The sequence below is a fragment of the Micropruina sp. genome, assembly GCF_047606665.1.
GTDB lineage: Bacteria > Actinomycetota > Actinomycetes > Propionibacteriales > Propionibacteriaceae > Micropruina.
This window is the reverse complement of sequence record NZ_JASGEF010000001.1, coordinates 1-22444: the sequence shown is the minus strand read 5'-3', so window position 1 is coordinate 22444 and position 22444 is coordinate 1. Positions and strand designations below refer to the sequence as shown.

Genomic DNA, 22444 nt, shown 5'->3' with positions numbered 1-22444 from the left:
GAGAGCTACTGGCATCGAGTGTCGTCGGCGGGAACCGTGCCCTGCGTCAGATAGGCGATCACCGCGCTGTCGATGCACTCCGATTTGCCGCCGAAGGTGCCGTGGCCCTCACCCTCGTAGGTGAGCAGGACGGCCGAGGTCAGCTGCTGCGCCATGGTCACCGCGTTCTGGTACGGGGTGGCCGGATCGCCGGTGGCACCGACCACCACGATCGGGGCCGCGCCATCGCCGGTCGGCTGGAACTGCGGGGCGCTGCGCACCGGCCACAGGGCACAGGTGTAGATGGGGCCGAAGTACTTGCCGTAGATCGGCGCCTTCTGCTGATCGGCGAGCCAGCGCTGCTCGGCCTCGACGACCCCCTCGTCCTTCGAATCGACGCATCCGATCGCCGGGAACGAGTAGAACAGCGAGCCGTAGTGGCCGTCGTCCCCGCGACCGTTGAGGCCGTCGGACGACCGCAGCAGCCGGACGCCGTTCCCGGCCATCGCAGCCTGCAGGTCCCTGGCCAGCGCCTGCCAGGACGGAATTCCGCCGTACAGGTAGCCGGCGATCCCGGTGACGGCCAGGCTCTGGGTGAGCTTCCGGACGCCGGCCGGCACCGGTTGGGCGTCCAGCCGGTCGAGGAAGCCGGTGATGGTGCCGAGCACCTCGTCCTTGCTGGTGCCGAGTCCGCAGTTCTGCCGGGCGCACCAGGAGGCGAAATTCCCCAGCGCCAGGTCGAAGCCCTGCGCCTGGATGACGGTGTCGTCGTCGGTGATGTCGACGGCGGCGTCCAACACCAGACGTCCGACCCGTTGCGGGAACAGGTCGGCGTAGACGGCACCGATCTGGGTGCCGTAGGAGTAGCCGAGATACGACAGCGTCGAATCGCCGACCAGTGTCCGCATCAGGTCGAGGTCGCGGGCGGTGTCGATGGTGGAGATGTGCTCGAGCAGTTCGCCGCTGTGCTCCCAGCACGATTTCGCGAACTCGTAGGTGCCGGCGATCAGCGCCTCTGTCTCGGCGGCGTCGTCCGGCGAGGAGTCGAGCTGGTTGAAGGCGTCCGTGGCGGCGTCGTCGAAGCAGGTCACCGGGGTGGACGCGTTGGTGCCACGCGGATCCCAGCCGACGATGTCGTACTGTTCCAGACCCTTCGAGGCGAAGTAGGTGACCAGGTTGCGGCCCGAGGCGCCCGGTCCGCCGGGGTTGACGAACAGGGTGCCGAGCTTCGGCGAAGCGGTGGCCCGCTTCCGCGCCAGTGCCAAGGTGACCGCCTCACGATTCGGGTTGGCGTAGTCGAGCGGGGCGAGGATGGTGGCGCACTGGTACCGCTCGGCGCATTGCCGCCACTGGATGGTCTGCCGCAGGTAGGCGTTGAGGCCGTCGCCGGAGGGCGGGTCGACGACGCCGTCTGGACGCGCCGTGGTGGCCGGAAGCCGTAGCCGGTCGATCTCGAAACCGGGAGTCTGCGAGATGCCGATCAGCGGTCCGGTCGGGGTCGGCGACGCGGACGACGCGACGGCCGGCGGACTGGACGCCGACTGGCTCGGAGCGGTGCCCGGCAGGCAACCCGCGAACGCGAACAACGCGACAACGCCGACTATCCAGCGGGACGGAGTGCGCACCCACCCAATCTAGTGGTGTTCGTCAGAGGTCGGCGTCGGCCTGCCGGCTGCGCTCGCGGCTGGCCCGGAAGCTGCGGTCGAGGCTGAAGCCGCCGCCACCGAGGCACGCCAGCAGCACACCGACAGCCGCCAGCAGCAACTCGAATTCGCCGAGGAAGCCGGAATGGCCCGGCACGAACGGGCTCCAATTGCCCCATTGCACGAAGACCAGCGCACCGGCGGCGATCAGTGTCAGTGCCACACCGGCCACCCGGGTGAGCAGCCCGAACACCAGCGCCACCGCGATCGCCAGACCGGCGATGCCGGTCACCATGGCCGTGATCCCCGGCTCGGGCAGGACGGTGCTGGCGAACAGCTGCTGGGCCGCCGCCGGGTCCATCACGATGTCGAGTCCGCGCACGGTCATGATCACCGCCACCACCAGGCGCAGCAGGAACAGGCCGAAGCCGCCCAGGAACCGGTCGGTGGTGCGCTGGGTGATCAGCACCGGCACCGGTTTCGGCACGGCCCGGACGTCCGGTGCGGCCAGCGCGGCCTCGCGGGCCTCGCGCCGGGCGGCCCGCTCGGCGGCGAGCTTGCGCTCTTCCTCAGACGGCTCTGCCGGGGTCTCGAAGACGACGGTGGGCGCGGTGGACTCAGTCATGGTCCTCCTTGGTTTCGTTTGTGGGGGTGACCTCCATCGTGCCTCCGGCCGCCACCCGCACCCCATACCGACACTCGCCGGACGCCGATTGGCTCGGCAGCGATCAGCGCACCGACGCCACCGAGACCAGCAGCGACTCCATCGCCAGCAGCGGCGCCACATTGCCCTCCAGCGCCTCGCGGCAGGCCAGGATCGCGTCGATCCGGCGCAATGTCGCCTCGGGTGTGTCGCGCCGGGCGACCTCTTCGATCTCGGATCGCAACTCGGCGTTGATGAGCTCCGACGACACCGCCGCCTGCACCAGCAGCACGTCGCGGTAGTAGGTGGTGAGCTCGGTCAGCACCCGGTCGAGGGCATCGCGCTGCAGCCGTTTGGCGCGCGCCTTCTGCTGCTCGTCGAGTTCGCGCAGGGCCGCCTGCGCGTTGCGCGGCCGGGCGCCTTTGGCGCCGAAGCCGAGCGCCTCGGACAGCGCGGTCTTCTCGCGGTCGTCCAGTTCGGACGTGGTCGCGGACGCCTCTTGTGCGGCCGCATCGACCAGGCCGGCAGCCGCATGCAGACACCCGGACAGCGAGGTGAGGCGTCCGGGCAGCTCGAGCAGTTCGGCGCGGCGAGTGCGGGCCGCCTCGTTGCGGGCCAGCATCCGGGCCCGGCCGATGTGCCCCTGCGCGACGCGGGCGGCGAACTCGGCGAGTTCCGGGGACGCCCCGTCGCGGCGCACCAGCAGTTCGGCCACCGCCGCGGCGCTCGGGGTGGCGAGTTCGACCCGGCGACAGCGAGACCGGATGGTCACCACCACCTCGTCCGGGGTCGGCGCGCACAACAGCCACACCGTCTTCGCGGCCGGCTCTTCGATGCTCTTCAGCAGGGCGTCGGCGCCACGTTCGGTGACCCGGTCGGCGTCCTCGACCACCAGCACCTGATACCGGCCCAGGGTGGGCGACATGGCGGCCCGGCGGACCAACTCGCGCACCTCGTCGACGCCGATCGACAACTGCTCGGTGCGCACCAGGGTGACGTCGGGATGGGCGCCCGACAAGGCCGTCCGGCAGGCCGAGCACTCGCCGCAGCCGCCCCGTTCGCATTGCAGCGCGGCGGCGAAGGCGCGGGCCGCGTTGGACCGGCCTGAACCCGGCGGACCGGTCACCAGCCAGGCGTGGGTCATCGCGTGGGCGTCGCCGGCGACGGCACGGCGCAGCACCTCGACCACCCGCTCTTGCCCGACCAGGTCGGCCCACACCGTCATGAGCCGATCCTGTCAGCCGGCTCCGACATTTTCGGCAGCATGGCCGCCACCCGTGCCTGCACCTGGTCGGCGATCCATTTGGCCGGACGGCGCGCCGGCAACACCAGGTAGCGTTGCGGCGCCTGTGCGGCGAGTTCCAGGAACAGCGCCCGTGCCCGCTGGTGGAAGTCGGCGCCGGCGCTCTCCAGCCGGTCCGGTTCGGCGATGGTGCCGACCGCCCGTTCCGGCTCCAGATCGAGCAGCACGGTCAGATCGGGAACCAGCCCGACGGTGGCCCAGCGGGCGATCTCGGAGACCTCGGCCAGGTTGAGGACGCGTCCGGCGCCCTGGTAGGCGAGCATCGAGTCGACGTAGCGGTCGCAGACCACCAGTTCGCCGCGGGCCAGTGCCGGACGCACCACCTCATGCAGGTGATGGGCCTTGTCAGCGGCGTAGAGCAGGGCCTCGGCGCGAGCGTCCAGGTCACCGGTGGCAGGGTCGAGCAGGATCTGCCGGATCTGCCGTCCGGTCGCGGTGTCGCCGGGCTCGAAGGTCAGCCGAGCCGGGACACCGTGGGTCCGAGCCCAGGCGGCGAGCAGTCGGCACTGGGTGGATTTGCCCACCCCGTCGCCGCCCTCGAAGACCACGAACCGGCCGGTCACGGGACCACCGCCTCGGTCAGTGGTGCCCGCTGGTGCGGAACCCTTGGTCGGATCACCCGGGCGCGCAGATTATCCCACAGCAGCGGCCATTCCCGCAGGAATTGCTCGCGGGCGTAGTCGACCGAGAGCATGGCTCGCTCGTAGGCGCGTCCGGCCTCGAAGATCTCCGTGGCGGTCAGGTCGTGCAGGTCGCGGGCCAGGCTGCTCGGTTCGGGCCGCACCGTGCGGTGCAGCGCGGTGGCGATGGCGGTCAGGCGTTTACGCAACCGCCGGGCGGGCTTGCCGAACACATCGCAGGACAGCGTGCTCAACGCCCAGGCCCGATTCGCCACCTCGTGGGCCTGCACCCAGCGGACGTCGTCGCTGTAGGGGTCGAGGGTGCGGCACTGGTCGCGCATGGTGCGCACCACCGCCTCGATCTCCTGGGCCAGGACCGGGCCGGTGATCCGTCCGGCCACATGCGGCAGCAGCGGCGGCTCGGCCACACCATCGGCGAGCAGGTCGAGAATGCGCAGCCAGCGTTCGGTGTTCTGCAACGTCCTGGGGTCGGCCAGCGCGGCATCCAGCAATCGTCGCGCCGATCCTAGCCAGTCGGCGGTCAGCAGCGGACCCAGCGCCGCGAGTTCCTGCCGTAGCAACCGGACGCCGGCCCGTAACTCGGCGTCGTCGCGTCCGGTGGTCCGGACGGCCAGATCGGCACGCAGCAGCCCCCGCCAGCGGGCCTGCAGGTGAGCACTGACGAAGTCCTCGATCGGGGTCCGGGCCGACAGCCGGGCGCCCCGGTCGGCGTGGCTGGTCAGCCCCAGCCGGGTGGCCAGCGTCGGCAGATTCTTGACACGGGTGCCGCCGGCCGCCGCGAAGGCCGCGACCACGGCGTCCCGGATGTCGGGCTCGAGCTCGTCGGGGGTCTGCAGGGTGACGCAGCGGAAGGCGCGGAGTTGACCCGGATGGTGGCCGATCCGGACCCGCTCATCGGTCAGGTCGCCGAACGGACGCCCCGACTCGTCGGTGAGCGTGAAGCGGCGCCGCACCGACGCCACCTCCAGGCTGGGTCCCAGGATGCCGCCGCGGCGGAACGGCACCAGCAGTCCGGCGAACTCCTGCGGAATGTCGTCCTCGGCCTGCGGCATGGTCCGTTCGGCGTTCAGCAGCGGCTCCCACCCGGCGGCGCGCAGCGTCCAGCGGCCAGTCTCGGCCACCCGCGACAGCTCCAGGCCCCAGGACAGCAGGCGGTGGTCGGCGGTGTCGATCACGGTCGCGGTGGACTCGACGGGCGGGCGTCCGACCAACCGGTGGATGCTGGTCGCCGGACCGGTCAGGCCGGCGACCTCCGCGGCCACCGGCAGGTCGAACCGCAGCAGCCCTCGCCCCACGGGTCAGCTCTTCTTGGCGGGCGCCCGCTTGGTCGTGGTGGCGCGCGTGGTCGTCCGGCGGGTGGTGGTGCGCTTCGGCGCCGGGCCCTTGGCCCGCTTCTCGGCGAGCAGTTCGGCGGCCCGCTCGGCGGTGATCGCCTCCACCGAGTCGGTCTTGCGCAGGGTGGCATTCACCTCGCCGTCGGTGACGTAGGCGCCGAAGCGGCCGTCCTTGATCACCATCGGCTTGCCGGTCGCCGGATCGGCACCCAGCTCCTTGAGCGGGCCGGCGGCGGCACGGGCACGTCCCCGGGTCTTCGGCTGGGCGTAGATCTCTTCGGCCTGCTCCAGGGTGATGTCGAAGATCTGTTCCTCGGAGGTGAGCGAGCGGGAATCCGTGCCCTTCTTCAGGTACGGCCCGTAGCGTCCGTTCTGGGCGGTGATCTCCACCCCGTCGGCGGAGGTGCCGACCACCCGCGGCAGGCTGAGCAGCTTCAGCGCGTCGTCCAGGCCGATGGTCTCCAGGCTCATCGAGGCGAACAGCGAACCGGTCCGCGGCTTGGCCGACTTCGGCGCGCCCTCCTCGAGCACCTCGGTGACGTAGGGGCCGTAGCGGCCCGATCTGGCGACGATCTGGCGTCCGGTGGCCTCATCGACGCCCAGCTCGCGCTCCTCGCCGGCTGGCTGGTCGAGCAACTCCTTGGCGTGCTCGATGGTCAACTCGTCAGGCGGCAGATCCTCGGGGACGTTGGCGCGGCGACCCTCGGCGTCCTCGACATAGGTGCCGTAGCGGCCGACCCGCACCGCGATGCCGGAATCGCCCAGCGGGTAGGTGGAGAGTCCACGGGCGTCGATCTCGCCGAGCTCGTTGACCAGCGCGTGCAGGCCCTCGTGGGTGGCACCCTCGGCGCCGAAGTAGAAGTCGTTGAGCACCTGCAGCCGGGCCGCCTGGCCGCTGGCGATGTCGTCCAGGGTCTCCTCCAGAGCGGCGGTGAAGGTGTAGTCGACCAGCCGCGGGAAATGCTCTTCGAGCAACCTGGTGACGGCGAACGCCAGCCAGGTCGGGACCAGCGCCGAACCCTTCTTGAACACGTAGTCGCGGCTGGTGATGGTGCGGATGATCGATGCGTAGGTGGACGGCCGGCCGATCTCCAGCTCCTCCAGCTTCGCCACCAGCGACGGCTCGGTGTAGCGGGCCGGCGGACGGGTGTCGTGGCTGAGCGCCTTCAGCTCCTCGGGGGTGAGGGCGGCACCGGCGACCAGCTGCGGCAACCGGGCCTGTGCGTCGTCGGAGGTCTCGTCGTCCTCGACGCCGACCACGTAGGCCTTGAGGAAGCCGGGGAAGGTAATGGTGCGGCCCGAGGCGCCGAAGGTGCAGCGTCCGGTCTCGGTGATCTCACCGGTGGTGGCGTCGGTGACCGCGATCCGCTGCGGCAGGGTCGCGCCGATCCGGACGCTTACCGTCTCGCCCACCGCGTCCGCCATCTGCGAGGCGAGGGTGCGCTTCCAGATCAGTTCGTAGAGCCGGAAGCCGTCGCCGCTCAGCCCGGTCTCGGCCGGGATCTGGAAGGTCTCGCCGGCCGGCCGAATCGCCTCGTGCGCCTCTTGCGCGTTCTTCACCTTGGAGGTGTAGACGCGCGGCTTTTCGGGCAGGTATTTGCCGCCGAACAGCTGCTTGACCTGGGCCCGTGCGGCATTGATCGCGGTCGCCGACAGGGTCACCGAGTCGGTGCGCATATAGGTGATGAAACCGCGCTCGTAGAGGTCCTGGGCGACCCGCATGGTGCGCTCGGCGGTGAAGCCCAGCTTGCGCCCGGCGTCCTGCTGCAAGGTGGTGGTCCGGAACGGCGCGTACGGACGCCGCGTGTACGGTTTGGCCTCGACGGAGGCCACCGCGAACGCGGCCTGCTCCAGGGCGGTGGCCAGGGTCTCGGCCTGCTCGGCGGAGAGGTGGAAGAGGCCCTTGCCGGTCAGGTTGCCCAGCGGGTCGAAGTCGCGACCCTGGGCGACCCGGAGATCGCTGATCTGCTGCAGGTTCGCGCCGAAGACGGGCGGCTCGGCATCCGCACCGGCGTTGAGCCTGGCCTCGACGCCGGCGTAGCTGGCGGAACGGAACGCCATCCGCTGCCGTTCCCGGTCGACCACCAGCCGGGTCGCGACCGACTGGACGCGGCCCGCCGACAGCCGCGGCATGACCTTCTTCCAGAGCACCGGGGAGACCTCGTAGCCGTACAGCCGGTCGAGGATGCGGCGGGTCTCCTGGGCGTCGACCAGGTCGGTGTCGAGTTCGCGCGGGTTGGCGACCGCCTCGGCGATGGCCTGCGGGGTGATCTCGTGGAACACCATCCGGCGGACCGGGACCTTCGGCTTCAGCTCGGCCAGCAGGTGCCACGCGATGGCCTCGCCCTCGCGGTCTTCGTCGGTGGCCAGCAGGAGTTCATCGGCACCGGCCAGCTTCGCCTTGAGGTCGCGGATGGTGCCCTTCTTGTCGGCCGCCACCACGTAGAGCGGCTCGAAGTTGTTCTCGACGTTGACGCCGGTGCGCGCCCACTTCTCACCCTTGTACTTGGCGGGCACCTCGGCGGCGCCGGTGGGCAGGTCGCGGACGTGACCGCGGCTCGATTCCACGATGTAGCCGTTGCCGAGGAAACTGGCGATCTTGGTCGCCTTGGCGGGTGACTCAACGATCACGAGTCGGTTCTTGCCTGCTGTTGCCACGTGGATTTCCTCGATGCGCGGGATTGCTGACCGCGAAGGCGGCCTAGGGGGGAATGGTAACCACAAAGCGCGATCGCTCGGCTACTCGTTCCGCAGATAGCCGTCGGCGATCAGCGGACGCAGCCGGGGCAGCAGGTCGGCCCGCAGTTCGTCGGCGTCCACGACCAGCAGCTCGGCGACCGCGTCGATCAGGACGCCGAGCGGCAGGTCGCCGTCGCAGGCGCCGGCCACGGCGGCCAGTCCGGTGTCGACCTCGACGGCCCGGCCGAAACCGGTGCCGCGGCGGAAGACGAGGTGCTCGGGGTCGGCGGCGCCGGGGCGTCCGAGGGCTTCGGAGGTGACCGCCGGATCGAGGGTGAAGGTGACACCCAGCAGCTGGTCGTCGGGCAGCTTCGCGGCGCGGACGGCGTACGGGAACTCGGCGAACGCCTCACCCAGCCCGCCCTGCACCTGGTGCGGCCAGTCGTCGAAGCGGAGCTCCGGGTCGGCGTTGCCGGTGTGGTAGAGGGTGAGCCAGCCCAGGCCGACCCCAACGATGCCGAGGGCGTCGAAGTAGTCGACCCATTCGGCGTAGCAGGGGCGGTATTCGGGGGTGCCGACCAGGCCAGCGTCGGCCAGCCAGATCTCGATGTACTCGTAGGGGTCGAGCCGTTCCCGCTGCAGCACCAGGGCGTCGCAGCCGGTCGGAGCGATCCAGGAGGCGAGCCGTTCCTGCCAGGGCTGATCGGCGGTGATCGCCCAGTTTCCGAGCACCTGGAGCGCGCCGCCGGGATCGAGCTGTGTCGCCGCACCGGTGACGACGGCGCGAACCAGGCCGTCGGCGGTGAACAAGCCCTCACGGTAGACCAGTCGCGAGGCGTCCGGCGGTGCCATCACGTAGGGCGGATTGGTGACGATCAGGTCGAAGCGCTGGTCGGCCACCGGCTCGTACAGCGAACCCTGCCGGACGTCGACGGCGATGCCGTTGAGCGCCGCGGTCAGTGCAGTCATAGCGCAGGCCCGCGGGTTGAGGTCGGTGGCGACGACGTGCTCGGTGTGCGTGGCGAGATGCAGCGACTGGATGCCGCAGCCGGAGCCCAGGTCGAGGGCACGTCCGCGCGGGGTGCGCATGGTGAGCTGGGCCAGGGTCACCGAGGCCGGTGAGAGGCCGAGGACGAAGTCGTCGGAGGGCTCGCCCATGCGTCCGTCGAGGGTCGGGGTGAGGTCGGAGGCGAGCCAGCCGGCATGCTCGCCGGCGTCGTCGGTGAACGCGTAGGGCCGGATCTCGATGGCTGCCCGGACGGTGCCGGCCGGGTCGCCGGCGGCCAGGATCGGGGTGAGCCGGTGGAGGTCGCCCAGTGCGGCTGCGAGATCGGCCGTCGGGACGTCCTGCTGCAGTGCGAAGGCACGGACCAGCGTGGCCTGCGGATCGGTCGCGCCGCCGAGTGCCCGGTCGGCGGGCACGGTGGCGTTACGGGCCAGCCCGTCCAGGCCGGACGGGCCGAGCCGGTCGGCGACGGCGTCGTAGCTGTAGCCGGCGTCCCGTAGCCGGCCGGCGAGATCCTGGGCGACGGAGGGTTCGAGCACAGCGGCAGCCTGCCATACGCTCCCTCGGACGCCCTACGCTGCTGCCGGTGAACGGATCGCTGCTGGTGCGACGGGTGCGGATCGTGGATCTCGACGGCGACTCGGAGTCGTCGTCTCCGCTGGTGCGCGACGTGTGGATCTCGGACGGCGTGATCGCCGCGGTGGGTGAGCGGCTGGCGTCCGTGCCCGGCGTCGAGGAGATCGACGGCGACGGCCGTTGGGCGATTCCCGGCGTGTGGGATGCGCATGTCCATGCCTCCCAGTGGGTGCGGACGGCCCGCATGGTGCAGCTGGGTGGCAGCACGTGCGCGGAGGATGCGCTCGACCGGCTCCGTGCGCCGCTCGCGGGCCTGGCCGGCCGGCGAGGGCCGCTGCACACCCTGTTCGGGTTCGGTTTCCGGTCGGCTGGCTGGCCCAGGCAACCCACCGTGGCCGAACTGGACGCCGTCAGCAGCGCCATACCGGTCGTGCTGATCGCCGGCGACGCGCACAACGGCTGGCCGAACTCGGCCGCGATGGCGCTGCTCGGCGTCCCTGCCCGCGAGGGCGCGATCAGCGAAGGCGAGTGGTTCGCCCTGCTCCGTCGGCTCGACGAACTGCCCGGCGCCGTCCCGGAGCCGGCGGACTTCATCGAACCCGTCGCCAGGCTCGCCGCCCGCGGCGTCACCGGCCTGATCGACTTCGAGTTCGCCGACAGCTTCGTCGACTGGCCGCTTCGGATGGCTGCCGGGGTCGGACCGCTGCGGGTGCGTACCGCCACCTATCCGCATCAGCTCGACCAGGTGATCGCCGCGGGATGGCGGACCGGCGACCCACTGCCCGGTACCGAAGGCCTGGCCACCATGGGACCGCTGAAGGTGATCACCGATGGCTCGCTGGGCAGCCGGACGGCATGGACCCACGATCGGTACGCCGACGGCCCCGCCACCACCGAACACCCGTGCGGGCAGGCCAACTACTCCGTCGCCGAGCTCACTGAGCTGGTGCGCCGGGCGACCAGTGCCGGCCTCGAGGTGGCCCTGCATGCGATCGGCGATCGCGCCAACGCCGCGGTGCTGGACGCCTTCGCCGCCGGCGGCGGTCGCGGTTCGGTGGAACACGTTCAGCTGATCACCACGGCGGACGCCCAACGAATGGCCGCCCTCGGCCTGCGGGCCAGCGTCCAACCGGCCCATCTGGTGGACGATCGCGACCTCACCGACCGACTGTGGGGCGACGAACGCGCTGCCCGCTCGTTCCCGCTGCGCGGACTGCTGGACGCCGGCGTCCAGCTGGCGCTCGGCTCGGACGTCCCGGTGGCCCCGCTCGACCCCTGGTTGGCGATGGCCTGCGCCGTGCATCGCAGTGGCGACGACCGGCCCGCCTGGCACCCGGAACAGGCGCTCACCGTGCGGGAGGCGCTCGCTGCATCGGTGGACGAGCGCCGGTTGCGACCCGGCAGTCCGGGCGATCTGGTGCTGCTCGACGCCGACCAGCTCGCCCCTGCCGAATCACCGGCCGACGCGGCGGCGAGGCTGCGCACCATGCCGGTGGCGCTGACAATCTGCGCCGGATCGGTGACGCACGCGTTGCGCTGACGATTCTGTCGGCCGGTCGTGGCAGCCTGATGCAATGGCCGTGCCGGAGTGGATCGAGGGACAGGCGCAGGTGCGTCATGTCCATCGCCGTCCGGCACGCCCAGGGGTGCTCGCCACTATGCCCGACTGGGTGTCGCAGGGCGTCCGCGACACCCTGGCCGGCCAGGGCGTCACCGCGCTCTGGCAGCACCAACGGTTGGCTGCCCAGGCGGCGTTCGACGGTCGCCATGTCGCCCTCAGCACCTCGACCGGCTCGGGGAAGTCGCTCGCCTATCTGCTGCCGATCATCGCCGCCACCGCCGAGGGCCGGATCGGCACCGACGCCGGGCGGCATCGGTGGGCCCGCCCCGACCGGGCCCACACCGCCCTCTATCTGGCACCCACCAAGGCGCTTGCCCACGACCAGGCCCGGCGGGCGGCCGCACTGGGTGGCGCCTCGTGGCGGATCTCCACCCTCGACGGCGACTCCGAGCCTGCGGAGCGTCGGTTCGCCCGCGACTTCGCCACCTTCGTGCTGACCAACCCCGACATGCTGCACCGCAGCGTGCTTCCCGCCCACGAGCGCTGGCAGGGGGTGCTGCGCTCGCTGCGCTATGTGGTGGTCGACGAGGCGCATCGCTACCGGGGCATGTTCGGCGCCCATGTGGCCTGCGTGCTGCGCCGGCTGCGGCGGATCTGTCGCCACTACGGAACCGATCCGGTCTTCATCTCGGCGTCCGGCACGATCGCCGAACCGGCGAACCATCTGGCCCGGCTGGCCGCCCTCGACGACGTGCTCGCGGTGGACACCGACACCTCCACCCGTCCGGCCCTCGACTTCGTGGTCTGGCAGGGCGACGGCGACCCGCACCGCGAGGCCGCCGGCATGCTGGCCCGGCTGGTCGACTCCGGGGCTCAGGCGTTGGCCTTCACCACCTCCCGTGTCCAGGCCGAATTGGTCGCCGAACAGGCCCGGCGGCACTGCATGGTCCCCGACGAGATCGCCTCGTACCGGGCCGGCTATCTGGCCGCCGACCGCCGCGAGCTGGAGGCCGGCCTGTCGTCGGGACGGCTGCGTGGGGTGGCGTGCACCAATGCGCTCGAGCTCGGCGTCGACATCGCCGGCATGGACGCGGTGCTGACCGTCGGCTACCCCGGTTCGTTGGCCGCCCTGTGGCAGCAGGCCGGGCGGGCCGGCCGCGACGGGCGCGACGCGCTGGCCGTGCTGCTGGCCAAGCCCGACCCGCTGGACAGCTGGCTGTGCAATCACCCGGAGGCGTTGTTCGAGACCGCCGTCGAGGCCACCGTGTTGCACCCCGAGCAGCCCGCCGTCCTCGGCGCCCATCTGGCGGCAGCCGCGCAGGAGTTGCCGCTGACCGCCGGCGACGAGGAGTTCTTCGGCCCGACCATGACCGGGCTGTTGGATCGGCTGGTTGCCGCAAGGGTGCTGCGCCGGCGCGGAACCTCCTGGTACTGGACGGCGCCCAGCCGCGCGGTCGACCAGATCGACTTGCGCTCGATCGCCGGCAGCGGCGTCGAGATCATCGAGTCCGCCACCGGCCGGGTGATCGGCCAGGTCGACACCGCGGCAGCCGACCGGACGGTGCACGCCGGCGCCGTCTATCTGCATCAGGGTGAGCAATGGCTGGTCGACGACTACGAGCTGGACGCCGGGGTGGCGTTGTGCCACCAGGTCCGCGCCGAATGGTTCACCCAGCCGTCCACCCAGCTGAGCGTGCGCATTCTCGGCACCGACCGGCGTCGTCAACTGGCCGGCGGCACGCTGTGCGCCGGCACCGTCGAGCTCACCTCGCAGGTCACCGGCTACCTGCGGCGCGACACCGCCACCGGGACGGTGTGGGACTCGACCCCGCTCGAACTGCCGGCACGCACCTTCCGCACCTGTGCCCTGTGGTGGACGCTGCCGGACGCCGCCGATCTGGCCGAGCGCGAATTGGCCGGTGGCCTGCACGCCGCCGAGCACGCCTCGATCGCCCTGCTGACCCGGTTCACCGCGTGCGACTCCGGCGACGTCGGCGGGCTGTCGATCACCCATCACCCCGACACCGGCGCCCCCACGGTGTTCGTCTACGACGGCCTGGCCGGCGGCTCCGGCTTCGCCCACCAGGCCTACGGTCTCGCCGAACGCTGGCTGACCGCGACGACGGAACTGCTTGCCGCGTGCGAATGCGAGCAGGGCTGCCCACGCTGCGTGGTCTCGCCACGCTGCGGCTCGGGCAATCAGCCGCTGGATCGCCGAGCCGCCCTGGCCGTGCTGCGCAAACTGCTGGCCGGTCATCCGATGCCCGTCACATTGCCGGCGTAGGCGACGGCCGCGACCTGCGCGGGAAGGCCGGGCAAGCGCCAGCCGACCTCGCGGGACACCCGCACTTCGACCACGAAGTCGATCAGGTCGCCGGTCACCTCGCAGGCCCCCATCGACACCTCGTTGCGGTCCGCGAGGCGCCGGGCCTCAGCGCAGGCGTTTGCCCCGCGGGCCTGGGCCTGCGCACCGGAGACCGCCACCAGATCGGCGGCCGCCCGCACCGAGCGCGCCGCCGCCGAATAGCTGAGTCCCAAAACACCGATCGCGGCCACCATGACCAGACCCATCACGGTGAGCACCACCAACGGCGCCGCCGCTCCCGCCTCGCCGCGGACCCGCTGCCGACCATCACGCATCGGTCACCCCTCCTTCGCCACCACGGCACGGGCGGCCAGCGCCACCGCGGGAATCACGCCGCCCCACGGCCGGGATTGAAGCTCCACCTCGACCACCACGTCGGCACCGCCCTCGCGGACCCGAACCTTGGTGCCGCCGGGGGCGTCGCGCTGCGCCCGCTCGGCAGCGGGCAGATCGCCACGGGCCCGCTGGCGCGCCACTTCGCCGGCCACCGACTGCAACTGGCCCAGCTGCACCACGATCGCGATCAGGTAGCACAACCCCAACGCCACCAGCACCGACAGCATCGCGCCGAAGGCCACCTCGACGCTCACCATGCCCCGTTCGCTCCGCATGCTCTCTCCCTTCGGCCATCGCCGGTCGACGGTTGTGGCGGGCAGCTGCCCGCCGCCCGCCACAACTCGGCTCACGCCCCCGAACCGACGAAGCTCAGAATCCAGTTGGTGATCTGCTTGAAGATCGTGGTGATCTGCTGGTCGAACTGGTCGCCGGTCAGGTAGGCGATGACGGCAGCGACCAGCGCGATCACGGCGATCGTGCCCAGGGCGTACTCGGCGGTGGTCATTCCCCGCTCGTCGTGGGGGCGGACCGGCAATTTCTTGGACATGGTTTCTCTCCTCTCAACCCGGCTGTCGCCGGGTTCACCCTCACCATGGGCACCACGGCCGGAAAGTGTTCAGATCGGTGGCGCGCTGTGGATAACTCGGGCTCAGCCGGAGCTCAGCCGAACAGTCGTCCCAGGACGCCTCCGACGATCGGCACAACGCCGACCAGCAGGAACGCGGGCAGGAAGCAGGCGACCAGGGGCAGCACGATGCCCACCCCGGCCTGCCTAGCACGGGACTGCGCCGCGCCGCGGACCGCTTCCTGAGCCTCGCGGGCATGGCGGCGCAGCAGTGGCCCGAGCGAGACGCCGGACGAGGACGCGTGCCGCAGTTCCCGCACCAGACAGGCGAGCGCTGGATGCGCCTCGGCGAGCTCCGCCCACGCGGTGTCCTCGGGCACCCCGAGCCGGACGGCGGCGTCTAACCGGCGCAGCGCGGCGGCGGGTGCGCCGTCCAACCCCTCGGCGAGCGCGGCGACAGCCCCGCGCAAAGGCAGACCGGCTTCCAGGCAGACCGCCAGTTGGGCGCAGATCACCGGAAGCGCGGACGCCAGTTCGGCCCGCGCGCCCGCACCTGAGGATCGTCGGCGAGCGGCGACCCGAAGGCCCAGCCGGCTCGGCCTGCCGGCGACCGGCCCTTCCCGTGGCGGCAGCAGCCGATCGGGCACGACGGTGACGAACACCGCGGCCATGGACGCCGCGACGGCGACCACCAGCAGCCCGTCGGCGGTCATCGCAACCTCCCCGCTCGCTCTGCCAGCGCCTCGCTCCAGACCACCCCGGCGGCCGCCAGTCCGGCGCCGATGGCCAGGCAGGCCAGGCCGGCCGCCGATCCGGTGAGATAGCCCAGCGGGTCACCGCCGACCGCGTAGCCCAGCACCAGCCCGATCATCGGCAGCATCCCCAGCAGTCGCCCGGTCAGCCGGGCCGCGGCCAGTTCCGTGGTCACCGTGCGGGCCAGTTCACGCTCAGCTGCCAGGTTCGCCGCCAAGTCATCGAGGGAGGTGGTCATCGACGCCCCGGTCCGCTCGGAGATCTGCCAGCTCGCCGCCAACGCGAGCAGTCCGGACGCCCCCGGACGCCGCGCCGCCCCGCGCAGTGCCTCGATCACGTCGCCGCCCACGCGATGGTGGGCGGCGACCTCGGCGAACAGCGGTGCGTCGCGAGCGACGAGTTCGAGTGCCCGGACCGGTACGTATCCGGCGCGCAGCAGCCCGGCCAGTTCGCCGCAGCCGCTCGCCACCTGATCGCGGGTCCGCACCCGCCGCCGGGCCGTCCGCGCCTGCAGCACCGTCCAGGCGGCGGCAGCGGCCGTCACCCCGACCGCCCAGCCGAGCACCGCACCCCGGACGCCGTCCAGCAGCCCGCCGACCACAACGGCCCCGGTCGCGGCCAGTCCGAGCACCGCGGGTGGCCGGACACGCATCCCCGATCGAGCCGGCGGCGCCGGACGCAGCCGCTGGACGGACGCCGGCGTCCAGCACAGCCAGACCGCTCCGATGGCCAACAGGCCCGCCAGCGTCAGCATCGGAGCAACTCCTCAAGCCGGACGGCGCCCGCGCCGGCCACCGGATCGCCACCGGCCGGAAACCGCCAGGCGGGCATCGGCCGGCACAGTCCGGACGCCTCGTCCCAGGTCACCAGATGCAGTTCTTCGACCCAGCGGGTGCCGTCGGACAGGCGTCCGATGTGCACCAGGACGTCGAGCGCGGCCGCCGCCTGGGCATGCAAGGCGGCGCGCGGCAACCCGCTCAGCGCGCCGAGCGCCTCCAACCGGGCCGGGACGTCGGCCGCCGAGTTCGCGTGCAACGTGCCGCACCCGCCTTCGTGGCCGGTGTTCAACGCGGTCAGCAGATCGGTCAGCTCGGCACCACGCACCTCGCCGACCACCAGCCGGTCGGGCCGCATCCGCAGCGCCTGCCGCACCAGCGCGACCAGCGGCACCGCCCCGGCACCCTCAGCGTTGGCCGGCCGGGCCTCAAGCCGCAGCACATGCGGATGCACCGGCGCCAACTCACGCGAATCTTCCACGATCACGATGCGATGCCTCGGATCGACCAGGCCGAGCAGGCTCGCCAACAAGGTGGTCTTGCCCGAACCCGTGCCACCTGACACCAGGAATGCCACCCGTCGCTCGACCACGCGGCGCAGCAACTCGGCCGCCCGCGGATGCATGGTGCCGCCGGCCACCCAGTCGTCCAGCGTCAACGGCCGCCGGGACGGCACCCGCAGCGACAGGCAGGTGCCGACATCGGTGAGAACGCCGAGAATCGCATGCACCCGGGTGCCGTCGGGCAGTCGTGCGTCGACGAACGGCGAACTCTCGTCGAGCCGGCGTCCGACCGCCGCCGCCAATCGGACCGCCAACCGCCGCACCTCGTCCTCATCGGCGAACACGCCCTCCACCGGTTCCAGCCCGACACCGCGATCGAGAAACACCTGCTGGCAGCCGTTGACCAGGACGTCGGTGACGCCCCGCAACGCCAACAACGGCTCCAACGGTCCGGCGCCGGCACTCTCCCGGCGCAGTGCCGCGACCGTCTCGCGGACGTTGCCCTCCGACACCAGCGCGCCCAGACTCCGCAGCGCCGCTGCAACCTCGACCGGCCCCGGCGCGGCACCCGCCCGCCCCAGCACCGCCCGGACGTCCGCCAGCCGGACCCCGGGCGCGGCAGGCTCGCTCACGATGCCTCGAGCAGCAGATCACAGGCCCGGCCCAGCCCACCGCGGCACCGGGACAAGGCGGGACGCTCACCGCGTTCGGCGGCGACCGGCAAAGTCGGGTCGTGCCGAAGTCGCGCCCGCACCGGCAGGCCCAGCGAGTCTTCCACCACGTCGTCGGGCACCCGCACCCTCGGCAGCCCTCGCACCACCACGTCGGCGGACTGCGGGGCCAGCACCCGCACAAGTTGGGCGGCGGCCGCGACCCCGCGGACGCTGCCGCCCACCACCAGCAGCGTCCGAGCCGCCTGCCGCAGCGCCTCCCGACAGGCCGGCAGCCCGCTGCGTCCCGGATCGACCACGATCAGGTCGAACACCCGCTGCAGCGACCCCAACACCGCAGCGGTCGGCTCACGACCGAGGTCGGGATCGGGCCCCCGCGCCATCGACAACACCGTGACGCCGTCGACCACCGGCAGGAACTCGCGAAGGTCGCCGAGCACCCCGTCGGCGGTCGCGAATCGCGGCCATCGCCAGCCGGGCACCCGCTCGGCGCCGAGCAACAGATCGATGCCGCCGCCGAACCGGTCGGCGTCCACCAACGCCACCGGCCGGCCCCGGTCGGCCGCTCGCCAGGCCAGCGCCGCGGCCAGTGTGGACGCCCCGACCCCGCCGGACCCGCCCAGCACCGCCACCACCTCGCCCGGACCGCCCAACTGCCCGGCCAGCACCGACGACAGCCAGTTGCGACCCTGCGGCAGCACGATCACCTCGGCGCCGAGCGGCACCGACCAGAGCGCGGCCGCACCGGTGTCGGCACCCACCAGGTAGACCTGTTCGCGTCGCGGCAGCTCCAGGGCGGCCATCTCGGCCGCGCTGTCGACGCCGATGAACACCGTGCTCGCCGTTCGCCAATGCCCGGCGACGGCTTCGGGCTCGCACACCGTCGCCTCATGCCCGAGCGCGGCCGCGGCCGTCGTGACGACCTCGCACACCTCGTCGCGGTCGGATACCACCAGCACCTGCGTCGCTTCCACGCCCCCAGTGTCTGCCCGCCTTCCGGGAAGTGTTCAGAATCGTCGAAGCCTGTGGATAGACCCGTACGATGCCTCCGTGAGCACCTCGACCCTGGCCGGCGCCCTCGATTGGCTGGTGGGCAGTTCGCAGGGCCCCACCCTCATCCTCGGCCGCTCATCCGCCGCCTTCGCCTCGGGCCTGCGCGGCCGCCACCGGCTGACTCTCGTCGACCGCGACCGGGACGCCGTCTCGATGCTGCTGCGCCGCGCGCCGTCCGGACTGCCGCTGGTCGCCGCCGCCGAAGCCCTGCCGCTGGCACCCTGTTCGTTCGACCGGGTGCTGCTGGCACAGAGCTTCCACGCCTACGCACCCGGACTGGCCCTGTCCGAGTTCGCCCGGGTGCTGCGTCCCGGCGGCCGGCTGGGCATCGCCTACACCGTCCGGGACGACTCCGTTCCGTGGGTGAAACGCCTGATCACGGTCGTCCGACAGTACGACCCGCACGCCATGTCCGGCGCGTACGGCACCGACGCACTGACCGCCCTCGACGAGAGCGCCTACTTCCCGCACGTCGAGACCCGCGGATTCCGGCACTGGGTGCCGATCGACCGTCCGGCGATGATCGACATGGTGGCACGGACGCCGTCCGCCCGCCGGCTGGGCGAGGAGGACCGCCGCGCCCTGCTGGCCGAGGTTGGCGCCGTCTACGACAACTCCGCGCGGCGTCCGGAACCCCTGCTGCTGCCCTACCGGGTGACCTGTTGGCTGGCCGAGGTCGACCACACCGAGCTCACCGCGCCGCTCGACCTGCCCGACGACGGCCTGCACATCACTCTCTAGGGGCGACCCCCCTTTGGGATCCAGACAACGTCAGAGCCGAGCACTAGGCTGAAGCGACAGCGACGAAAGGCAGCCATCATGGCGAACCAGGCAGACATCGCGGACACCGTCAAGGCGATCCAGACCGACCTGACCACCATCGTTCGGGGCGAGATCGAGTTGGCGAAAGCCGAGTTGGTGCCGCAGGTGAAATCGGTGGGCATCGGGGCCGGCCTGTTCGGCGGCGCCGGCTACTTCGCGATGAACGGCATCTCGCTGCTGTTCCTCGGCCTCTCCGCACTGGTCGGCTACTTCTTCGCCAGCGGCGGTCTCGGCTGGGACCCACTGCTGGCGGCATTCATGGGCCTGGTGATCGTGGCCGTGGCGATGTTCTTGATCGCCGGCGCCCTCGCGCTGATCGGCAAGAACAAGGTGTCGGTGAAGGGTCCGCAGGCGACCGTGGCCCAGGGCCAGCAGTCGGTGGAGGCCGTCCAGCAGGCCGTCGGACGCGGCATCTCGGACGCCGAGGCCGAGGCCGCGGCACGCAAGGAGGCCCGCAAGGAGGCCCCCAGCATCACCTCCGGAGCGCCTCTCGGCTGATCCGGTTCAGCGGCGGCGTCCGATCCTGAACCGCTCGGGAACATCGGACGTCCGGCCGACATCCCAGGGCACCGTCCAGCCGGCCAGGTCGAACAGGCCGTCCAGCAGGTAGGCGGTGAAGCCCCAGACGAACAGGTCGCCGACCACGAATCCGGGCCCGCGGAATCCGGCCGGATGGGTCCAGGTGAGCCGGTTCGCCGGGTCGAGCAACACGTCCACCGCGACCGAATGCACTGCCGCGATCTCGCCGACGTCGACCGGCACCAGCGGACGCGGCGTCGGCCAATGCCCGACCACGGCCGTCACGGCGAAATCGCTGGCCCGGACGAAGGCCGGCGGCAGCACGCCCAGCACCCGCACCTCGCCGGGCGGCAGCCCCACCTCCTCATCGGCCTCCCGCAGAGCTCCCGCCACCGGCGACGCATCGGATGCCTCGATCGCCCCGCCGGGAAACGCGACCTGGCCGGCATGGGTGCGCAACCGGGCGTCCTTCTCGACCAGCACGATCCGGGCGCCCTCGGGGTGATCGGCGAGCGCGATCAGCACCGCCGCCGGACGTCCGCTGGTGGCGGCTCGTCCGGCGACCCGGGCCGCGGCATCCGGGCCGGCCAGCGCCGTCCGGAGCCGTTCCAGCTCGGCGGGTGTCACACCGTCACACCCAGCTTGTCGCGGGTCAGCTGGACCAGTTCGTCGTACGACTGCAGCTTGCCGGGGACGGTGTGCACCAGCTTGCCGTCGGCGTCCACGAACAGTGTGGTCGGCAGTCCGGGCACGGTCATCGCCGTTGCCAGCCGGGTGTCGGAGTCAGCCAGCTGGGGAAACGTCCAGCCCACCAGGGACGCGAACTCGACGGCCAGTTCGGGGCGCGGATCGTTGTAGTTCAGGCCGAGCAGCAGCACCTTGCCCTTGGCGGCCTTCTGGTACTGCCGCAGATAAGGCGATTCCTCGCGGCACGGCGGGCACCACTGCGCCCACAGGTTGATCACCATCGGTTTGCCGCGCAGACCCGCGAGCCGGACGGTCGAGTCGCCGCCGAGGCATTCCAGCACCAGGTCGGGCAGCCCGTCGGCGCGTGCCGGCACGGTCGCCGACGATTTCGGGCAGTCGGCGATGCCGGCCTGTTTGCGGGCGGCGACGACCGCCGCCGGCTCCACCGGCGCGAAGCTGGGCGTGGGCGACTCCGCGGGCGCGGCGGTGCAGCCGCCCAGCAGCAGGCCGACGATCGCGACCAGCACCCCGAGGCGCCTCATCCGCGCGGCTCCCGGATCAGCGTGGCGGCCACCGCCGGATCGGTCGGGCCTTCCCCGTAGGCGGGGCAGAGTTTCGCCACCGGGCAGGCCCCGCAGGCCGGACGCCGCGCGTGGCAGCGACGGCGTCCGTGCCAGATCACGTGGTGCGACAGCTGCGTCCAGTCCTTGCGGGGGAACAGCGACCCGACCTCGGCCTCGACCACCTCGGGTTTCGCGGACGCCGACCAGCCGAAGCGGGCCGACAGCCGCATGAAGTGAGTGTCGGTGGTGATGCCGGGCACGCCGAAGGCGTTGCCGAGCACCACGTTGGCGGTCTTGCGCCCCACTCCGGGCAAGGTGACCAGCTCTTCCAACGTGCCCGGAACCTGGCCTCCGTAGCGCTCGACGAGAGCGGCGCCCAGTTTGATCAGCGAATCGGTCTTGGCCCGGAAGAACCCGGTCGGATGGATCAGTTCCTCCAACTCGGCGCGGTCGGCGGCCGCGTAGCCGGCGGCGTCCGGGTAGCGGGCGAAGATCACCGGGGTGACCGAGTTGACCCGGCGGTCGGTGGACTGGGCGCTCAGGATCGTCGCCACCAGCAGCTCCAGCGGGTTGCCGAAGTCCAGTTCGCAGCGGGCGTCCGGGTAGGTCTCGGCGAGGGTGCGGTTGATCGCCCGCGCCCGCCGCACCAGCGCCGTCCGAGACTCCACGAGAGCACCGGCCATCAGAAGGACGCCGCGCTGGCCTCGAAGACCAGCTCCAGCTCGACCGGGGCGTCGAGCGGCAGCGAGGCCACCCCGACCGCGGAGCGGACGTGGCGGCCGAGCGGACCGAAGATCTCGCCGAGCAGCTCGCTGGCGCCGTTGGCCACCTGCGGCTGAGCGGTGAACTCAGGCGTGCCGGCCACGTAGACGACCATCCGGACCACCCGGCGGATGTGATCGATGCCGCCCACTTCGGACGCCGCGGCGGCCAGCGCGTTCAGCACGGCGACCCGCGCCGCCTGCGTCGCCTGCTCGACGCTCACCTCGGCGCCGACCTTGCCGGTCGCCACCAGGACGCCCTGCACGGTCGGCAGCTGGCCGGAGGTGAACACCTGCCCGGCGGACGCGATCGCGGGAATGTAGGCGGCCAGCGGCGCCGCCACCGGAGGCAGGCTCAGCCCGAGCTCGGCCAGCCGCTGCGACGGCGACGGACCGGCGACCTCCTCGTTCACCCGTCCTCCAGCGGACGCTTCAGGTAGGCCACCAGGTTCTGCGGGTTCGGGCCCGGAACCACCTGCACCAGCTCCCAGCCGTCGGCACCCCACTGGTCGAGGATCTGCTTGGTCACGTGCACCAGAACGGGCACCGTCACGTACTCCCACTTGGTCATGGGGCAACACTAAGGGCCTGTAAGGAATTTTCGGGGCGTGTTGGCTGTTCGGCCAGCTGTGACGGTGATTGAGAGATGGACTGAGGAGCGGCTTCAGGCGAGGTATGGGGTCTTGCTTCCGCTCCTAGATGAGC

The 22444-nt window shown here is 71.8% G+C and carries 23 protein-coding genes; 4 read left to right on the top strand and 19 right to left on the bottom strand.

Annotated elements, in window-relative coordinates:
• Positions 1-5: 5 nt before the first annotated feature.
• The 7 genes from QM619_RS00115 to QM619_RS00085 all read right to left on the bottom strand — a co-directional run bounded on the left by QM619_RS00115 (position 6) and on the right by QM619_RS00085 (position 9767).
• Positions 6-1604 carry an alpha/beta hydrolase gene (locus tag QM619_RS00115; RefSeq protein WP_415103099.1) on the bottom strand — a complete coding sequence of 533 codons (1599 nt, stop codon included), beginning with the start codon at positions 1602-1604 and terminating at the stop codon, positions 6-8.
• A gap of 22 nt (positions 1605-1626) precedes the next feature.
• Positions 1627-2247, bottom strand: coding sequence for a DoxX family protein (locus QM619_RS00110; protein WP_415103098.1), 621 nt, complete (start codon positions 2245-2247; stop codon positions 1627-1629).
• A gap of 103 nt (positions 2248-2350) precedes the next feature.
• Positions 2351-3490, bottom strand: coding sequence for a DNA polymerase III subunit delta' (locus QM619_RS00105; RefSeq protein ID WP_415103097.1), 1140 nt, complete (start codon positions 3488-3490; stop codon positions 2351-2353).
• Positions 3487-4131, bottom strand: coding sequence for a dTMP kinase (tmk, locus tag QM619_RS00100; RefSeq protein WP_415103096.1), 645 nt, complete (start codon positions 4129-4131; stop codon positions 3487-3489). The genes QM619_RS00105 and tmk overlap by 4 nt, the downstream gene beginning before the upstream one ends.
• Positions 4128-5504 carry a hypothetical protein gene (locus QM619_RS00095; protein WP_415103095.1) on the bottom strand — a complete coding sequence of 459 codons (1377 nt, stop codon included), beginning with the start codon at positions 5502-5504 and terminating at the stop codon, positions 4128-4130. Before QM619_RS00095 ends, tmk begins: the two co-directional genes overlap by 4 nt.
• Positions 5505-5507: 3 nt before the next feature.
• A complete protein-coding gene (gene topA, locus QM619_RS00090) occupies positions 5508-8201 on the bottom strand; it encodes a type I DNA topoisomerase (RefSeq protein WP_415103094.1) in 2694 nt (897 codons plus the stop codon).
• An 81-nt stretch (positions 8202-8282) separates the two neighbouring features.
• Positions 8283-9767, bottom strand: a complete 1485-nt coding sequence (locus tag QM619_RS00085) for a methyltransferase (protein ID WP_415103093.1) — start codon at positions 9765-9767, stop codon at positions 8283-8285.
• 47 nt (positions 9768-9814) lie between these two features.
• Here QM619_RS00085 and QM619_RS00080 point away from each other — a divergent pair, with 47 nt between their 5' ends.
• Together QM619_RS00080 and QM619_RS00075 are read left to right on the top strand one after the other, a co-directional pair.
• Positions 9815-11344 carry an amidohydrolase gene (locus tag QM619_RS00080; RefSeq protein ID WP_415103092.1) on the top strand — a complete coding sequence of 510 codons (1530 nt, stop codon included), beginning with the start codon at positions 9815-9817 and terminating at the stop codon, positions 11342-11344.
• A gap of 34 nt (positions 11345-11378) precedes the next feature.
• Positions 11379-13649 carry a DEAD/DEAH box helicase gene (locus tag QM619_RS00075; protein WP_415103091.1) on the top strand — a complete coding sequence of 757 codons (2271 nt, stop codon included), beginning with the start codon at positions 11379-11381 and terminating at the stop codon, positions 13647-13649.
• Here QM619_RS00075 and QM619_RS00070 read toward each other — a convergent pair.
• From QM619_RS00070 to ssd, 7 genes are all read right to left on the bottom strand, one after another.
• Positions 13619-14005: a hypothetical protein gene (locus QM619_RS00070; protein WP_415103090.1), complete on the bottom strand. Its 387-nt coding sequence runs from the start codon at positions 14003-14005 to the stop codon at positions 13619-13621. The two genes, QM619_RS00075 and QM619_RS00070, sit on opposite strands and share 31 nt — an antisense overlap.
• A gap of 3 nt (positions 14006-14008) precedes the next feature.
• A complete protein-coding gene (locus QM619_RS00065) occupies positions 14009-14341 on the bottom strand; it encodes a TadE family type IV pilus minor pilin (protein ID WP_415103089.1) in 333 nt (110 codons plus the stop codon).
• Between the two features lie 71 nt (positions 14342-14412).
• Positions 14413-14613 carry a DUF4244 domain-containing protein gene (locus QM619_RS00060; protein WP_415103088.1) on the bottom strand — a complete coding sequence of 67 codons (201 nt, stop codon included), beginning with the start codon at positions 14611-14613 and terminating at the stop codon, positions 14413-14415.
• A 113-nt stretch (positions 14614-14726) separates the two neighbouring features.
• Positions 14727-15344, bottom strand: coding sequence for a type II secretion system F family protein (locus QM619_RS00055; RefSeq protein ID WP_415103087.1), 618 nt, complete (start codon positions 15342-15344; stop codon positions 14727-14729).
• The gene (locus QM619_RS00050; RefSeq protein WP_415103086.1) at positions 15341-16138 is read right to left on the bottom strand and encodes a type II secretion system F family protein; all 798 of its coding nucleotides are present in this window, start codon (positions 16136-16138) and stop codon (positions 15341-15343) included. Before QM619_RS00050 ends, QM619_RS00055 begins: the two co-directional genes overlap by 4 nt.
• Entirely contained in the window at positions 16132-17295 is a 1164-nt protein-coding gene (locus QM619_RS00045; RefSeq protein WP_415103085.1) for a TadA family conjugal transfer-associated ATPase, read from the bottom strand. The genes QM619_RS00050 and QM619_RS00045 overlap by 7 nt, the downstream gene beginning before the upstream one ends.
• Positions 17292-18308 (bottom strand): septum site-determining protein Ssd, encoded by a 1017-nt coding sequence (gene ssd, locus QM619_RS00040; RefSeq protein WP_415103084.1) that lies wholly within the window; start codon positions 18306-18308, stop codon positions 17292-17294. The genes QM619_RS00045 and ssd overlap by 4 nt, the downstream gene beginning before the upstream one ends.
• Positions 18309-18384: 76 nt before the next feature.
• Here ssd and QM619_RS00035 point away from each other — a divergent pair, with 76 nt between their 5' ends.
• Together QM619_RS00035 and QM619_RS00030 are read left to right on the top strand one after the other, a co-directional pair.
• Positions 18385-19128, top strand: a complete 744-nt coding sequence (locus QM619_RS00035; RefSeq protein ID WP_415103083.1) for a class I SAM-dependent methyltransferase — start codon at positions 18385-18387, stop codon at positions 19126-19128.
• Between the two features lie 78 nt (positions 19129-19206).
• Positions 19207-19707 carry a phage holin family protein gene (locus QM619_RS00030; protein WP_415103082.1) on the top strand — a complete coding sequence of 167 codons (501 nt, stop codon included), beginning with the start codon at positions 19207-19209 and terminating at the stop codon, positions 19705-19707.
• 6 nt (positions 19708-19713) lie between these two features.
• Here the strand turns inward: QM619_RS00030 and QM619_RS00025 are convergent, their stop codons facing one another.
• The 5 genes from QM619_RS00025 to QM619_RS00005 are packed head-to-tail and all read right to left on the bottom strand — an operon-like array spanning position 19714 to position 22310.
• Positions 19714-20355: an NUDIX hydrolase gene (locus QM619_RS00025; protein ID WP_415103081.1), complete on the bottom strand. Its 642-nt coding sequence runs from the start codon at positions 20353-20355 to the stop codon at positions 19714-19716.
• A complete protein-coding gene (locus tag QM619_RS00020) occupies positions 20352-20957 on the bottom strand; it encodes a TlpA family protein disulfide reductase (protein ID WP_415103080.1) in 606 nt (201 codons plus the stop codon). The genes QM619_RS00025 and QM619_RS00020 overlap by 4 nt, the downstream gene beginning before the upstream one ends.
• On the bottom strand, positions 20954-21661 hold the full coding sequence (nth, locus tag QM619_RS00015; protein WP_415103079.1) for an endonuclease III: 708 nt from the start codon (positions 21659-21661) through the stop codon (positions 20954-20956). The genes QM619_RS00020 and nth overlap by 4 nt, the downstream gene beginning before the upstream one ends.
• Positions 21661-22152, bottom strand: coding sequence for a RidA family protein (locus QM619_RS00010; RefSeq protein ID WP_415103078.1), 492 nt, complete (start codon positions 22150-22152; stop codon positions 21661-21663). Before QM619_RS00010 ends, nth begins: the two co-directional genes overlap by 1 nt.
• Positions 22149-22310 (bottom strand): DUF4177 domain-containing protein, encoded by a 162-nt coding sequence (locus tag QM619_RS00005; protein ID WP_197709991.1) that lies wholly within the window; start codon positions 22308-22310, stop codon positions 22149-22151. The genes QM619_RS00010 and QM619_RS00005 overlap by 4 nt, the downstream gene beginning before the upstream one ends.
• Positions 22311-22444: the final 134 nt, after the last annotated feature.

What these genes read in the sequence shown, in the direction of transcription:
- QM619_RS00110 (WP_415103098.1), bottom strand. Translation starts at nt 2,247, where the DNA reads ATGACTGAGTCCACCGCGCCCACCGTCGTCTTCGAGACCCCGGCAGAG.
- QM619_RS00105 (WP_415103097.1), bottom strand. Translation starts at nt 3,490, where the DNA reads ATGACGGTGTGGGCCGACCTGGTCGGGCAAGAGCGGGTGGTCGAGGTG.
- QM619_RS00075 (WP_415103091.1), top strand. Translation starts at nt 11,379, where the DNA reads ATGGCCGTGCCGGAGTGGATCGAGGGACAGGCGCAGGTGCGTCATGTC.
- QM619_RS00070 (WP_415103090.1), bottom strand. Translation starts at nt 14,005, where the DNA reads ATGCGTGATGGTCGGCAGCGGGTCCGCGGCGAGGCGGGAGCGGCGGCG.
- QM619_RS00065 (WP_415103089.1), bottom strand. Translation starts at nt 14,341, where the DNA reads ATGCGGAGCGAACGGGGCATGGTGAGCGTCGAGGTGGCCTTCGGCGCG.
- QM619_RS00060 (WP_415103088.1), bottom strand. Translation starts at nt 14,613, where the DNA reads ATGTCCAAGAAATTGCCGGTCCGCCCCCACGACGAGCGGGGAATGACC.
- QM619_RS00055 (WP_415103087.1), bottom strand. Translation starts at nt 15,344, where the DNA reads ATGACCGCCGACGGGCTGCTGGTGGTCGCCGTCGCGGCGTCCATGGCC.
- QM619_RS00050 (WP_415103086.1), bottom strand. Translation starts at nt 16,138, where the DNA reads ATGCTGACGCTGGCGGGCCTGTTGGCCATCGGAGCGGTCTGGCTGTGC.
- QM619_RS00030 (WP_415103082.1), top strand. Translation starts at nt 19,207, where the DNA reads ATGGCGAACCAGGCAGACATCGCGGACACCGTCAAGGCGATCCAGACC.
- QM619_RS00020 (WP_415103080.1), bottom strand. Translation starts at nt 20,957, where the DNA reads ATGAGGCGCCTCGGGGTGCTGGTCGCGATCGTCGGCCTGCTGCTGGGC.
- nth (WP_415103079.1), bottom strand. Translation starts at nt 21,661, where the DNA reads ATGGCCGGTGCTCTCGTGGAGTCTCGGACGGCGCTGGTGCGGCGGGCG.
- QM619_RS00005 (WP_197709991.1), bottom strand. Translation starts at nt 22,310, where the DNA reads ATGACCAAGTGGGAGTACGTGACGGTGCCCGTTCTGGTGCACGTGACC.